Here is a 14,892-nt window from a genome sequence, read left to right on the forward strand (position 1 = left end):
GGGCGAACACTACAGACTTGGCTGGCAATTGCCGTGACCGCGCCCCTCTCTCCTCATGTCCTCAGCCTCCAAGACCGATAACGCAACAGGCCCCTTGCGGGAGAGGGTGGCGCACCGCACCGGCAGCTTCTAACCCCGTCTCACGCTGGCCCCACCATCCACCGGTAGCGTCACGCCCGTAATGAAGTTTGCCTCATCCGACGCCAAAAACAGCGCAGCGTTCGCGACGTCCCATCCGGTGCCCATTTTCTTGCGCAGCGGCACCTTGCTGTCGCGTTCGGCCTCGACCTCGGCGCGGGTCTTGTGCCATTCGCGGGCGCGGGTGTCGACGGCCATCGGGGTGTTCATCAGGCCGGGCAGGATGACGTTGGCGCGGATGCCGTATTCGGCGTTCTGGTAGGCGAGCTGTTCGGTGAAGGCGATCATCGCCGACTTCGTCGCCTTGTAGGCGACGTAAGGATAATTCGTGATCGCCGCCATCGAGGAGATGTTGATGATGGCGCCGCTTCCTTGCGCGCGCATGATCGGGATCACTTCTTTTGCCGCCAGAATGCAGCTTTTCAGATTGATGGCGACGACGCGGTCGAACACTTCCTCGGTCAGTTGCAGCAGCTCGGCATCGCCGCCGGACAGGCTGACACCGACATTGTTGTGCAGCACGTCGATCCGGCCCCAGCGCGACTGGGCGTCCTTGACCATCGCCTTGATGTCGGCCGACTTCGTGACGTCGGCCTTGAAGGCCGCGGCGGTGCCATGTTTCGCGGTGATCATCGCCACCGTTTCCTGCGCCGATTCCAGATGATGATCGACGCACAAGACCTTTGCGCCTTCGCGCGCGAAGGTCAGCGCGGTGGCGCGGCCATTGCCCATGCCTTCGCCGGGGCTTTGCCCGGCTCCGACGACGATGGCGACCTTGTCCTTCAAGCGCATCTCGGTTCACTCCCTGATCCCGTATTTCTCATTATTTTCGTGCAGATTAGCAATCCTCCCGACCGGGGAGAAGGGCGCGGCTTCTGCGTTCATGTCATTGACATCGCATGGAATTGCATGTTGCGCGGGCCCAACGCGCATGGCTGGCCCTTGCGGTTCAGGAACCGTTCTGAGGCCGCCGCGTTTGTTGCGGAGCCTTTCCCGCGCTAGGCTCTGTCCCGGGGCTTCCCAACCGCCAGTGGCTTGCCGATGAATCTGCTCGACCCACAAGGGCCCGTGGCTGCGGCCAACAGCACCATTCTGGTCGATTCCGTCTTCATCATGCTCGTGATCGTGGTGCCGACCATTTTCGCGATTCTCGGCTTTGCGTTCTGGTTTCGCGCCTCGAATCCAAAAGCGCGCTACCAGCCCGACTTCGTCTATTCCGGCCGCGTCGAGATGGTGGTGTGGGCGATCCCTGCGCTCACCGTCATCCTGCTCGGCGGCGTCGCCTGGATCGGCTCGCATCAACTCGATCCCGCAGCACCGGTGCCGGGGACCGGAAGCCCGGTGCGGATCCAAGCGGTTTCGCTCGACTGGAAATGGCTGTTCATCTATCCGGACCAGCGCATCGCCACCGTCAACACGCTGACCGTGCCGGCCGGCGCCGAGCTGAACTTTCAGCTGACGTCGTCGAGCGTGATGAACACGTTCTTCATCCCGCAGCTCGGCAGCATGATCTACACCATGAACGGCATGGTGACGAAGCTGAACCTGCGCGCCGACAACGAAGGCAAGCTGCAGGGGTTGTCCGCGCATTTCTCCGGCGACGGCTTTCCCGACATGATGTTCGACGTCAACGTCGTCTCGCCGCTCGCCTTTCCTGAATGGGTGGCGACCACGGCGAAGACCGATGCCGTGCTGAATGAGGACAGCTACAAGAAGCTGATGCAGCAGGGCGTCGAGAAGGGCAGGCCAATCTATCGCCTGGAAGATCCCCGCCTGTTCGACCTGATCGCGACTCAGCACATTCCGCCGGCACCGGGGCCGGAGCTGCTCTCCGATGCAGGCCGTCCGCACAGTGGAGGCCATGATGCTCGGTAAGCTCGATTGGTCGGCCATTCCGTTCGATCAGCCCATCCCGCTGGTCGCGGGCGCAGTGGTGCTGGTCGCGATCCTCGGCGTGCTGACCTGGGTCGTGGTGAAGGGGCATCTGCCCTATCTCTGGAGCGAATGGATCACCAGCGTCGATCACAAGCGCATCGGCGTCATGTACATCCTGCTGGCCTCGGTGATGCTGCTGCGCGGCGGCAGCGACGCCATCATGATGCGGATCCAGCAGGCCGTCGCCTACCAGTCGCAGGGCTACCTGCCGCCGGAGCACTACAACCAGATCTTCTCGGCGCACGGCACCATCATGATCTTTTTCGTGGCGATGCCGTTCGTGATCGGGCTGATGAACCTGATCGTGCCGCTGCAGCTCGGCGTGCGCGACGTCGCTTTCCCGACGCTCAATTCGGTCGGGTTCTGGCTGACCGCGACCGGTGCGCTGCTGGTCAATCTCTCGCTCGTGATCGGCGAGTTCGCGCGCACCGGCTGGCTCGCCTTTCCGCCGCTGTCGGAGCTGTCCTATTCGCCGGGCGTCGGCGTCGACTATTACGCCTGGTCGCTGCAGATATCCGGCGTCGGCACGCTGGTCGCCGGCATCAACCTTGTCACCACGGTGCTGAAGCTGCGCACCAGGGGCATGAATTATTTGCGCATGCCGATGTTCTGCTGGACCACGCTGGCCTCGAACCTCCTCATCGTCGCGGCCTTCCCGATCCTCACCGCCACGCTCGCGATGCTGCTGCTCGACCGCTACCTCGGCTTCCACTTCTTCACCAACGAGGCCGGCGGCAACGTCATGATGTTCATGAACCTGATCTGGGCCTGGGGACATCCGGAGGTCTACATCCTGGTGCTGCCGGCGTTCGGCATCTTCTCCGAGGTGGTCTCGACCTTCTCCGGCAAGGCGCTGTTCGGTTATCGCTCGATGGTGCTTGCGACCATGGCCATCTGCGTCATCTCCTTCATGGTCTGGCTGCATCATTTCTTCACGATGGGGGCAGGGCCGGACGTCAACGCCATCTTCGGCATCGCCAGCATGATCATCGCGGTGCCGACCGGCGTGAAGATCTACAATTGGCTGTTCACGATGTATGGCGGCCGCATCCGCTTCGCGACGCCGATGCTGTGGGCGGTCGGCTTCATGGTGACATTCATCATCGGTGGATTGACCGGCGTCCTGCTCGCGGTGCCACCCGCAGACTTCATGCTTCACAACAGCATGTTCCTGGTGGCGCACTTCCACAACGTTATCATCGGCGGCGTGTTGTTCGGCGCCTTCGCCGGCTTCGAATACTGGTTTCCCAAGGCGTTTGGTTTCCGCCTCGACGAGCGCTGGGGCAAGCTGGCGTTCTGGTTCACCTTTCTCGGCTTCTTCATCACCTTCATCCCGCTCTACATCGCCGGCATGCTCGGCATGACCCGGCGGATGCAGCATTATGACGTCGCGGCGTGGCGGCCCTGGATGATCGTTGCAGCAATTGGCATGGCCGTGCTCACGATCGGGGTGATCTGCCAGATCATGCAGCTCGTGGTCAGCATCCGCAACCGCGAGGCGCTGCGCGACCGTACCGGCGATCCCTGGGACGGCCGCTCGCTGGAATGGGCGACCTCGTCGCCGCCGCCGGTGTTCAACTTCGCCTTCAATCCCGATGTGCGCGGCGAGGACGCCTATTGGGACATGAAAGTCCATGCCCAGCAGCAATCGCTCGAACGCGACAGGCCGGAATATCAGGACATCGAGATGCCCCGGAATTCCCCGACCGGCTTCGTCTGCGCGTTCTTCGCCACCGTCATGGGCTTTGCAGTGATCTGGCACATCTGGTGGATGGTGATTTTGGGCGGTCTCGGCGCGTTCGCGACCTTCGTCGTTTTCGCCTGGCGCGACCATGACGAATACGTCATTCCCGCGGAGGAGGTCGCAGCGATCGACCGCATCAATCTCGAGGAACGACGCAGCCTTGTCAGCATGGCGGGGGCGGTCTGATGACGATGACTGCGACCGCCGGCCACGCGCATGCCGATCCCCATCACATCGGGCTCGTCATCGAGCATCCCGGACCCGCTTCGAAGCGGATCGTGACCGCCTACGGCTTCTGGATTTTCCTGCTCTCCGACATCGTGATGTTCTCCTGCTTCTTCGCGGCCTACGCGGTGCTGTCCGGGCAGACGGCCGGCGGCCCGAAGGGCTCGGAGATTTTCGAGCAGAGGAACGTCGCGATCGAGACCGTGTGCCTGCTGTTGTCGAGCTTTACCTGCGGCATGGCCAGCATTGCGGCCGATGTACGCAACCGGTTCTGGTTCTATCTCGGGATGACCGTGACCTGCGTGCTCGGGCTGATATTCCTCGTCATCGAGTTCCGCGAATTCGCCGATCTCGTCGCGCGCGGCTACGGCCCGTCGCGCAGCGCGTTCCTTACGGCGTTTTTCTCGCTGGTCGGCTGCCACGGCCTGCATGTCTCGGCCGGCGTGCTGTGGCTCCTCACCATGATGGCCCAGGTGTTTGCCAAGGGCTTCCGCGCCGACGTCCTGCGCCGGATGATGTGCTTTGCGCTGTTCTGGCACGCGCTCGACATCGTCTGGGTCGGGGTGTTCTCCGTCGTCTATTTGCTTGGGAGTGCCGCATGAGCGATCAGAGCCACGCGCGGAGCGACCACGACCTCGCGCCGGGCGAGGAAGAGCAACACAGTGTCGGCACCCGTATTCTCGGCTACGTCGTCGGCCTTGTCCTGGCTCTGCTGCTCACGGCGACGTCGTTCTTCATCGCCGGCACCGATCTGGTCTGGCAGCCCTCCATCCCGGTCGCGTTGATCGTGCTGGCGATCGCGCAGATGGGGGTGCATCTGGTGTTCTTCCTGCACATCACGACCGGTCCCGACAACACCAACAACGTGCTGGCGCTGGCCTTCGGCCTGCTGGTGGTCTTCCTGGTGGTGGGCGGCACGGTCTGGATCATGGCGCATCTGAACGCGAACATGCCGCCGATGGACCAGATCATGCGGATGCAGTGATAGCACCGCCCAAAAAAGAAGAGCCGCTTGTTGTGACAAGCGGCCCAAGTCTAGGGAGGAAACGCCCAAGCAAGGCAATCAGGCCGGAGCCGGATTGCTGCCAAGGAAACGCCCGCGCAAGCGCTTGCGTACCTTTATCAGTGCAGCAACTCGCGAAGGGGTTCAATTCCGGATCAATACGGTCATGGACTACTACTCACGGATGCGTGAGGGAATTTTTCACTTCGGCCGGCGGCAATTGTAGGCCTTGCGGAAGCCGGCCGCCTGGGCATCGTCCTCCGAGCAGAACCAGCGGTCCGGCTTGGTGGTCGCGGGGTAGCTCGGGCAACCCCGCAGATGATAGATGCCGATGTTGCCGGTGACGCGTGCGCGCACCGCGAGCTTTCCCTTGATGCTGCAACTCGGCGGCATCGTCAGCTCCTCCGGGAACAGCACGGCGCGAATTTCCTTGTCGCGGTCCGGACGGCAGGCGGCGCCCAGCAGTGCGCCGTCCTTCTTGCCCGCGCGGAAGTCTTGCGGCGCAACAAAACAGCCCTTCCAGATCCCGGCGGCGGCCGACTTGGCCTCGGCCACGGCCGGCTTGACGTTCGCCTTGATCGGCTCGCGGGCGACGGCAAAGCCGAGCTTGACCAGCTGCTCGTTCAGGCTGGCCTTGTCGCCCTCGGCCGTGCAGATCGCCCGGTGCCGTTTGCCAAAGCTCTTCTCCGGCCCGACATCGTCACAGCGCACGGAGCGCTTGTTGATCAGCTTCGCCAACTGGTCGCGAGCCTCGATGCCGCAGGTCCAGGAATCGGCGTGGTCGTCGATGCAGACCTGGTCGAGCTCGGGCGCGTCGACGCCGTCAAGCCGGTAGGTGACGTCGCCAAGCTGGATGGAGTTGCCGTCGCGGACTGTCGCGGCGGCGGTCAGCGCGGAAGCCGGCTCGGAAGACGCCAGGACTCCGGACAAGGCGAAAAACAAAACGAGCGCAAAAGCGCGGGCGGCGGCAAAGACATTTCGGAAGGACATGCGGTCTCGCTATCGATTGCTCGTGCGCCTGTTCCTAGCATCCGGATGTGGCGATACCAATGGTCTGCACCCTGCGAAGTGCGACATTCCGGCCCCGCGGCTTTACTCCCCGCCCGCTCTGACCCTATCGTTCGCAGGCCTTGCGGACCGTGCAGGCCGAATCGCCCGGGAAGCGGCGAGGGCGGGAGGAAAAGGTTGCGATGAAAGACCCCGTGGACGTCCTGATCATCGGCGCCGGCGCTTCGGGCGCGGCGGTGGCGTGGTCGCTGGCCGAGACCAAGATGCACATTCTCTGCCTGGAGCAGGGCGGCTGGATGAACCCGGCGGAATATCCCAGCACGGGCCGGGACTGGGAGGCCAAGTTCTACGGCGAGTGGTCGTCGAGCCCGAACGTGCGCGGCCGGCCCGAGGACTATCCGATCAACGACGACAATTCGCCGATCAAGGTCGTGAACTACAACGCGGTCGGCGGCTCCACGGTGATGTACACCGCGCACTGGCCGCGGCTGCATCCCTCCGATTTCAAGGTGAGGACGCTGGACGGCGTCGCCGACGACTGGCCGATCGATTACGACGCGCTGACCCCGTTCTTCGAGGAGAACGATCGGATCATGGGCACGTCGGGCTTGTCAGGCGATCCGCTCTCGCCGCTGACGCATCCGCCGATGCCGCAACAGCCGCTCGGATTGTCCGGCGCCATCATCGGCAAGGCCATGAACAAGCTCGGCTGGCACTGGTGGCCGTCGGATACGACGGTCGCGACGATGGACTATGAGGGCCGGGCGCGCTGCATCAATCTCGGCCATTGCACGCCGGCCTGCGCGCAAGGCGCCAAATCTTCCACCGACATCACCTATTGGCCACAGGCGATCCGTGCCGGCGTCGAGCTGCGCACCCATTGCCGGGTACGTGAGATCACCACCGACGAGAGTGGCATGGCCTCCGGCGTGGTCTATTACGACAAGGACGGCGTCGAGCAGTTCCAGCCCGCGCATGTCGTCATCATCGCCTGCAACGGCGTCGGCACGCCGCGGCTTTTGCTGAATTCGGCGTCAAACCGCTTTCCGAACGGCCTTGCCAATTCGTCGGGCCTCGTCGGCAAGAATTTGATGTTCCATCCCTATGCGCAGATCTACGGCTATGTGAAGGAGCCGACCGATAGCAACCGCGCGCCGCCGACCTGCCTGTGGAGCAAGCAGTGGTACGACACCGACCCTTCGCGCGGCTTCGTGCGCGGCTATGGCGTTCAGTTCGTGCGCGGGGCCGGACCGGTGTTCGAGGCTGTCGTCAGCGAGCAGAAGGGCATTCTGCCCTGGGGCGAGGATCATCACCGCGTCTTCCGCAAGCTGAACGGCCACCGGCTCGGATTTTCCGCGATCTGCGAGGATCTGCCGGAGGAGCATAATCGCGTCACGCTCGACCCGGTCCTGAAAGACAGTCACGGCATTCCCGCGCCGAAGATCGACTACACGATCAGCGAGAACAGCCGGAAGATGATGGAGCATGCGTTGGCGCGCGGCCGGGAGATTTTGGAGACCGCGGGCGCCACCGACATCTGCATCAATTCGCCGATCCCCTGGGGCGGCTGGCACCTGCTCGGTACCGCGCGGATGGGCACCGACCCGGAGCGCTCCGTGGTCAATGAATGGGGCCGCACGCACGACGTCAAGAATCTCTTCATCGTCGACGGCAGCATCTTCGTCACGTCGGGCGGCGTGAACCCGACCTCCACCATCCAGGCCCTCGCGCTCTACATCGCCGACCAGATGAAGCAGCGCCTCGCCAATTTGTTTGATTAAGGCCGCCATGTCCGCAGACAATCTCACGCGCACCCAACGCGACGACCTCCGCAGCATCGCCGCGATGATCGTTCCCGCCAGCGACGAGTACAAGGTGCCCGGCGCGGACGATCCCGCGATCCAGGCAGATATGCTCGCAACGCTTGGCCGCGATACCAAATTGGTCGCGGCCGCGCTGGATGATCTGGCGCGGCTGGCAGGAGCGCCGCTCGCCGAGCTCGATGCCACCAGACGCGATGCGGTGGCGCAGGAGTTTCGCAAGCACGGCGGCGTCGCCGCCGCGACGCTCGTCCGTGTCGTGCTGCAATGCTACTACCGCGACGACCGCGTGCTGGGTTCGCTGGGGATCGAGCTACGGGCGCCATTCCCGAAGGGCCATGTGCTTCCGGATGGGGACTGGTCGCTGCTCGATCCGGTGAAGGCGAGGGCAGGCACGCTGCGGCGGGCGCCCTAGCCATCTGGGCAGTCCAGCCCTGCGCGCCCGACGGGCACCTTGCGCGGCCGGGCACAGGCCACCATCTGTGTGAGCCTTCAAGGACTCTTGCCATGCTGGATTTCACCTCTGATATCGTCGATGACGCCGCGTCATCGCGAACGACAGCATCTGCGCCGGCCGATGACCGGGCGTTGCTGGACGCCTATTCCAATGCCGTGATCGATGTGACCGACCGGGTCGGCCCCGCGGTCGTGCGTGTCGAGACCGGGCCAAAAGTGCCGAACGGCCGTGAGCGCGGCGGGCTCGGCTCGGGCATCGTGATCTCGCCTGATGGCCTCGTCCTCACCAACAGCCACGTGGTCGGCATGTCGAAGGAGATCCGGCTGCGCGACGTCGAGGGCCATGTCGGCGAAGCCCAGGTGCTCGGCGTCGATCCCGATACCGATCTTGCGCTGCTGCGCGCCAACGGCGTGCGCCATTTGCCCTATGCCGCGCTCGGCAATTCCAAGACGCTGCGCCGCGGCCAGCTCGTGATCGCGATCGGCAATCCGCTCGGTTTCGAATCGACCGTGACCGCCGGCGTGGTCTCGGCGCTCGGCCGCTCGATCCGCTCGGTGAGCGGGCGCACCATCGAGGACGTGATCCAGACCGACGCCGCGCTCAACCCTGGCAATTCCGGCGGCCCGCTGCTGTCGTCGAATGCCGAGGTGATCGGCATCAACACTGCCATCATCAACGGCGCTCAAGGCATCTGCTTCGCGGTTGCCAGCAACACCGCGCAATTCGTGCTGTCGGAGATCATCCGTCACGGCTATGTCCGTCGCGCCTATATCGGCGTCGCCGGACAGACCGCGCCGATCCCACGGCGGCATGCGGTGCTGGCCGGCATCGAAAACAAGATGGGCGCATTGCTCGCGCAGATCGAGCCGGAGGGTCCGGCGGCGAAGGCGGGCCTGTTGCCTGGCGACGTCGTCATCAGGCTCGACGGCGTTGAGATCAACGGCGTCGACGATTTGATCCGCGTGCTCGACCGCGACCGCATCGGCCGGCGGCTCGCCATGAACGTGCTGCGGCTCGGCCGCCTGCGGGCGATCGATATCGACCCGATCGAGCGCAAGCCGCAGCGCTAGCGCCGAAGGGGCGAGGCGAGGTATGACGGTGTCATGCCTCGCCTTCGGAAACCCGCCGCATGATGCCGGCGCATGAGACCTACGACGTCATTGTCATCGGCGCCGGTGCCGGCGGCATGACGGCGGCGGCCGTGGCCGCTGCGCAAGGCCTGCGCGTGCTGGTGATCGAGAAGACCGCGTTCGTCGGCGGCACCACCGCCTGGTCCGGCGGGATGGTCTGGATTCCGGCCAATGCCAGGATGAGGGAGGCCGGGCTCTCCGACAGCGTCGCGGATGCCGTCCAGTATCTGTCGAGCACGGTGCCCGAGCCCGCCAATGCCGGCCTGCGCGCCGCCTTCCTCGCACGCGGGCCCGAGGCGATCGCCTATCTCGAAGCCAACACGGAAGTTCGCCTCCAGCCGGTGAAGGCCTGTCCGGATTGTTATCCGGAGCGGCTGGGCGCAACCGCTGGCGGCCGCGTGCTGGAGTCGGTCGGTTTCGACGGCAGGCGGCTCGGCGGCGCTTTTGCGCGATTGCGGCCACCGTTGCCGGAGTTCACGCTGTTCGGCGGGATGATGGTCGATCCTCGCGACGTTTCGCATTTGCGCAGTGTTGGAACATCGCTGCGCTCGACCCTGCGTGCGGCGCGGCTGATCTCTCGATATGCGCTGCAGCGGCTGCGGAGCCGGCGCGGCACGTCGCTGTATCTCGGCAACGCACTTGCCGCGCAGCTCTATGCTTCGCTGCTGGCGCGGCAAGTTGAAGTTCTCTTCAGCGCCGACGTCGAAGACCTCTCGATGCAGGGCGACCGCGTCAGTGGCGTGGTGATCCGTCACGGCTCGCGCGACCGGCCGATCGCAGCGCGCCGCGGCGTGGTGCTGGCAACCGGCGGGTTCTCGCACGACGCCGTATTGCGCAAGCGCTTTTTCCCGGCGGCGGCTGGATTCGTCTCGGCGACCAGCCCTTCCAGCACCGGCGACGGACTTCGGCTGGCGGCAGCGACTGGTGCCGCGCTCAATGCGGATGCGACCAGCCCGGCCTATTGGGTGCCGGCCTCGCTATTCCGCCGCGCCGACGGCAGCCGCGGCGTGTTCCCGCACCTTGTGACCGACCGCGCCAAGCCCGGCGTGATCGCCGTCAATGCCGCGGGCCGGCGTTTCGTCAACGAGGCGCTGTCTTACCACGAATTCGTGCTGGCCATGCTGCGCGACGGCAATGCCGAGCCGGACCGGCCGTTCTATTTGATTTGCGATCGCCGGTTCCTGTGGGCTTACGGCCTCGGCCGGATCAGGCCGGCCACGCGGGGCTATCGGCGCTATGTGGCGAGCGGCGAGTTGATCGAGGCGCCTGATATCGCGGGGCTCGCGGCGAAGATCGGCATCAAGCCGCGGGTGCTGGCGGCGACGATCGCGAGCTACAACGAAGGCGCGAAGGAGGGGCGCGATGGCGAATTCGGCCGCGGCAGCACCATCTATCAGCGCCACCTCGGCGATATCAGCCACAAGCCTAATCCCTGCGTCGCGCCCATCCTCCGCGCCCCGTACCTCGCGATGCGCATCCATCCGGCCGATCTCGGCACGGCCGTCGGCATGAAGGTCGATCCGCAAGCCCGGGTGCTGCGCGCGGACGGCACGCCGATTGCGGGCCTTTATGCCTGTGGCAATGACATGGGTTCGATCATGAACGGGAATTATCCGGGACCGGGCATCACGCTGGGGCCGGCACTGGTGTTTGGATATATCGCAGGAAGGCATCTGGCGGAGGGAAGCGTCACACGTGAGACCGCTGCAGGCGTGTCGGCGTCGGTTTAGCTATTTCCACCGCTGCCATGCTCCGCGAAAGCGGGGCATGCAGTACGCCGCGGCCCATCGGTTCAATCACAACCGCCTCGGAGCTGGATCGCCCGGTCTATACATCAAGCCGGGCGATGACACTGAGTATGCGGCGAGACTCTGGATTGCTTCGTCGCATGGCTCCTCGCAATGACGGGGAGAGAGCCTGCGTTCTTAGCCGCTACTCCGCCGCCGCCGCAAAACGGCTGTTCTCCAGTTCCGCCTCCAGCCGTGCCGTCTCGGCCGCCGCCAGCTTGATGTTGGTCTCCTTGACGTGGCCGAAGCCTCGGATCGTCTCGGGCACGCGCGCGAGGCGTGCCAGCAGCGGGATCTGCTCTGCCTTCAGCCCGGCCATCCGCTGATCAATCATCGCCAGATAATCCTCAACCAGCTTGCGCTCGGTCCGGCGCTCCTCGGTGCGGCCAAACGGATCGAGGGCGCTGCCGCGCAGGAACTTGAGCTTGGCGAGAACGCGGAAGGCATGGATCATCCAGCCGCCGAACTCCTGCTTCTGCAGCCGGCCCGTCGACTTGTCGCGCTTGGCGAAGATCGGTGGTGCCAAATGGTATTTCAGGGTGAAGTCGCCGTCGAATCTCTCCGAGACCTTCTTCGCGAAGCTGCCGTCGGTGTAGAGCCGGGCGACCTCGTACTCGTCCTTGTAGGACATCAGCTTGAACAGATTTTTCGCGACGGCCTCGGTCAGCTCGGTTGACGCGGGAGAGGCGAATGTTTCCGCCTTGCGTACCTTGGCGACGGCCGCGAGATAGCGGTCGGCATAGGCCTTGTCCTGATAGCTGGTCAAAAACTCCGTGCGCGTCGCGACGATGTCGTCGAGCGACTTCGTCGCCGCCGACGCTCGGCTCTTGAACTGCAGCACGCTGCGCACTCGCGACATGTCGTGGGCGGCCTGGCGGCCCCAGGTGAAGGCGAGCTTGTTCATCTCGATCGCGGCGCCGTTGATTTCGATGGCGCGCAGCAGCGCTTCCAGCGACAGCGGGATCGCGCCCTTCTGGAAGGCAAAACCGAGCATGAAGGGGTTGGTCGCGATGCTGTCGCCCATCAGCGCGGCGGCAATGCCCGTGGCGTCGATGATGTCGAGGTTCTTGTCGCCGACGGCGTCGCGCAGCACGGTCTGCATCGTGCCCATCTCGAAGTCGAGATCGGGGTTTTGCACAAAGCTCGCGGTCGGCTGCAGATCGGCGTTGATGTAGGCTTTGGTCACGCCACGTTCGGCGCGGCTGAGCGCGGTGGGGCCGGCCGAGACGATCATGTCGCAACCGAGAATGACGTCGGCGCCGCCCGTGGTGATGCGGACCGCGGCGATATCCTCCGGCTTCGGGGCGATGCGGACATGGCTCATCACGGCGCCGTTCTTCTGCGACAGGCCGGTGAAGTCGAGCGCCGAGCAGCCGCGGCCGTCGACATGGGCCGCCATGCCGAGCAGGGCGCCGATGGTGATGACGCCGGTGCCGCCGATGCCGGTGACGAGGATGTTGTAGGGCGCGTCCAGCTCGCGTGCGGGCGGCAGCGGCAAATCGGCGAACAGCTGGCCGGAATCGACGGCCGAAGTCTTCATGCGCTTGAGCGAACCGCCATGGACGGTCACAAAACTCGGGCAAAAGCCCTCGACGCAAGAAAAGTCCTTGTTGCAGTTCGACTGGTCGATCTGGCGCTTGCGGCCGAACTCGGTCTCCAGCGGCTGCACCGAGACGCAGTTGGAGGCCTGCGAGCAGTCGCCGCAACCTTCACAGACCAGCTCGTTGATGAAGGCGCGCTTGGCGGGATCGGGATAAAGCCCGCGCTTGCGGCGTCGGCGCTTCTCCGCGGCGCAGGTCTGGTCGTAGATCACGACGGTGAGACCCTTGATGTCGCGCAGCTCGCGCTGCACGGCATCGAGCTCGCGGCGGTGATGGATGGTCGCGCCTTGCGGGAAGTAGTTCCCTTGCGGATACTTGCCCGGATCGTCCGAGACGATTGCCAGGCGCTTGATGCCCTCGGCCCAGACCTGATGCGCGATCTGCGCGACGTTAAATGCGCCTTCGGCGGGCTGGCCGCCGGTCATCGCGACGGCGTCGTTATAGAGGATCTTGTAGGTGATGTTGATGCCGGCGGCCGATGCCGCGCGGAGCGCCAACAGCCCGGAATGGGTGTAGGTGCCGTCGCCGAGATTCTGGAAGATGTGCGTCTCGCTCGTGAAGGGCGACTGGCCGATCCAGTTCACGCCCTCGGCGCCCATATGCGAGATCAGATCGGTGCGGCGGGTCGGCATGCTCAGGGCCATGCCGTGGCAGCCAATGCCAGCCATGGCGCGGCTGCCTTCAGGCACGCGGGTCGAGGTGTTGTGCGGACAACCCGAGCAGAAGAACGGCGTGCGAGCCAGCTTGATCTGCGTGCCGGTGGTGACCGGATTGTCGAAGGCCTCGAGCCGCGCGAGGCGCTGCTCCAGCACCGGGCTGTGATGGCCGAGCTTGCGCAAGCGCGCGACCAGCGCGCCGGCGACGATGGTCGGCGTCAGCTCGCCCTCGCTCGGGAGCAGCGGCGCGCCGCTTTCGTCGCGCTTGCCCGTGATCGTCGGGCGCCGCGATGCATCGATGTTGTAGAGGATGCGCATCAGCTGGTCTTCGATGAAGCCGCGCTTCTCCTCGACCACGAGCACGTCTTGCAGACCCTCGGCGAAACGCTTGGCGCCGCTTTCTTCCAGCGGCCAAGTCAGGGCAACCTTGTAGATGCGAAGACCGAGGTCCTGCGCGTCCTTGTCGGTGATGCCGAGATCAGCCAGCGCCTGGCGCAGATCGAGATAGGCCTTGCCGGTCGCGACGATGCCGAGCCGCGCAGGCTTGGAATCGAGCACGATGCGGTCGAGCTGGTTGGCGCGGGCGAAGGCCTGCACCGCCGCCATTTTCGGGCCGAACAGGCGCCGCTCCGCTTCCAGCGGCGGATCGGGCCAGCGGATGTTGAGGCCGCCGGGCGGCATCTCGAAATCGTCAGGGAGCACGATCTTGATGCGTTCAGGGTCGCTGTCGATCGACGCCGAACTCTCCACGGTTTCGCTGATCGCCTTGAAGCCGACCCAGCAGCCGGAGAAGCGCGACAGCGCAAAACCGTAGAGGCCGAGATCGAGATAGTCCTGCAGCGTCGCCGGATTGATCACCGGGATCAGCGCAGCTGCGAACACCTGCTCGCTCTGATGCGCCAGCGTCGAGGACTGGCAGCCGTGGTCGTCGCCGGCCAGCGCAAGCACGCCGCCGTTGAGCGAGGTGCCGGCGGCGTTGGCGTGCTTGAGGGCATCGACCGAGCGGTCGACGCCTGGGCCCTTGCCGTACCAGATGCCGAATACGCCATCGACCTTGGCGCCCGGAAACAAGCCGACCTGCTGGCTGCCCCAGACCGCAGTCGCCGCCAGATCCTCGTTCAGGCCAGGGACGAAGGCGATGTCATGCTGCTGGAGGTGCGACTTCGCGCGCCACAGCGCGTGGTCGTACATGCCGAGCGGGGAACCGCGATAGCCGGAGATGAATCCGCCGGTGTTGAGGCCCTGGAGCCGGTCGCGTTCGCGCTGCAACATGGGCAAGCGAACCAGAGCCTGTGTGCCGGACAGGAAGATCCGCTTCGATTCGAGCCGGTATTTGTCGTCCAGCTCGACCTGCAACAGCGTCATTTCGGCAGTCCTTGTGTGGTAGT

General features: G+C 64.9%; 11 protein-coding genes. 8 read left to right on the forward strand and 3 right to left on the reverse strand.

The features are described 5' to 3' along the window. Window positions 1–129 precede the first annotated feature (129 nt). Window positions 130–930 (reverse strand): SDR family NAD(P)-dependent oxidoreductase, encoded by an 801-nt coding sequence (locus GGD65_RS32230; RefSeq protein WP_183237887.1) that lies wholly within the window; start codon window positions 928–930, stop codon window positions 130–132. A 249-nt stretch (window positions 931–1,179) separates the two neighbouring features. On the opposite strand from GGD65_RS32230, the gene GGD65_RS32235 reads away from it, so the two are divergent. The 4 genes from GGD65_RS32235 to cyoD are packed head-to-tail and all read left to right on the forward strand — an operon-like array spanning window position 1,180 to window position 5,027. Then, window positions 1,180–2,013: a cytochrome ubiquinol oxidase subunit II gene (locus tag GGD65_RS32235; RefSeq protein ID WP_183237888.1), complete on the forward strand. Its 834-nt coding sequence runs from the start codon at window positions 1,180–1,182 to the stop codon at window positions 2,011–2,013. After that, on the forward strand, window positions 2,003–4,003 hold the full coding sequence (gene cyoB, locus GGD65_RS32240; RefSeq protein WP_183237988.1) for a cytochrome o ubiquinol oxidase subunit I: 2,001 nt from the start codon (window positions 2,003–2,005) through the stop codon (window positions 4,001–4,003). Before GGD65_RS32235 ends, cyoB begins: the two co-directional genes overlap by 11 nt. Beyond that, the gene (locus GGD65_RS32245) at window positions 4,003–4,644 is read left to right on the forward strand and encodes a cytochrome (ubi)quinol oxidase subunit III (protein ID WP_018322692.1); all 642 of its coding nucleotides are present in this window, start codon (window positions 4,003–4,005) and stop codon (window positions 4,642–4,644) included. Before cyoB ends, GGD65_RS32245 begins: the two co-directional genes overlap by 1 nt. Continuing rightward, window positions 4,641–5,027 (forward strand): cytochrome o ubiquinol oxidase subunit IV, encoded by a 387-nt coding sequence (cyoD, locus tag GGD65_RS32250; RefSeq protein ID WP_018322693.1) that lies wholly within the window; start codon window positions 4,641–4,643, stop codon window positions 5,025–5,027. Before GGD65_RS32245 ends, cyoD begins: the two co-directional genes overlap by 4 nt. Window positions 5,028–5,246: 219 nt before the next feature. On the opposite strand, the gene GGD65_RS32255 is transcribed toward cyoD, so the two are convergent. Next, window positions 5,247–6,035: a thermonuclease family protein gene (locus GGD65_RS32255; RefSeq protein ID WP_179735506.1), complete on the reverse strand. Its 789-nt coding sequence runs from the start codon at window positions 6,033–6,035 to the stop codon at window positions 5,247–5,249. A 200-nt stretch (window positions 6,036–6,235) separates the two neighbouring features. Between GGD65_RS32255 and GGD65_RS32260 the strand changes: the two genes are divergently transcribed. The 4 genes from GGD65_RS32260 to GGD65_RS32275 all read left to right on the forward strand — a co-directional run bounded on the left by GGD65_RS32260 (window position 6,236) and on the right by GGD65_RS32275 (window position 11,190). After that, a complete protein-coding gene (locus tag GGD65_RS32260) occupies window positions 6,236–7,834 on the forward strand; it encodes a GMC family oxidoreductase (RefSeq protein WP_018322695.1) in 1,599 nt (532 codons plus the stop codon). A gap of 7 nt (window positions 7,835–7,841) precedes the next feature. Next, a complete protein-coding gene (locus GGD65_RS32265) occupies window positions 7,842–8,288 on the forward strand; it encodes a hypothetical protein (RefSeq protein WP_092259814.1) in 447 nt (148 codons plus the stop codon). Between the two features lie 92 nt (window positions 8,289–8,380). Further along, window positions 8,381–9,400, forward strand: coding sequence for a S1C family serine protease (locus GGD65_RS32270; protein ID WP_183237889.1), 1,020 nt, complete (start codon window positions 8,381–8,383; stop codon window positions 9,398–9,400). Between the two features lie 59 nt (window positions 9,401–9,459). Continuing rightward, window positions 9,460–11,190 (forward strand): FAD-dependent oxidoreductase, encoded by a 1,731-nt coding sequence (locus GGD65_RS32275; protein WP_183237890.1) that lies wholly within the window; start codon window positions 9,460–9,462, stop codon window positions 11,188–11,190. Window positions 11,191–11,392: 202 nt separating this feature from the next. On the opposite strand, the gene GGD65_RS32280 is transcribed toward GGD65_RS32275, so the two are convergent. Continuing rightward, window positions 11,393–14,869, reverse strand: coding sequence for an indolepyruvate ferredoxin oxidoreductase family protein (locus GGD65_RS32280; protein WP_183237891.1), 3,477 nt, complete (start codon window positions 14,867–14,869; stop codon window positions 11,393–11,395). Between the last annotated feature and the right edge of the window lie 23 nt (window positions 14,870–14,892).

The organism is Bradyrhizobium sp. CIR18 (genome assembly GCF_014198295.1).
In the GTDB taxonomy this organism is placed as follows: domain Bacteria; phylum Pseudomonadota; class Alphaproteobacteria; order Rhizobiales; family Xanthobacteraceae; genus Bradyrhizobium.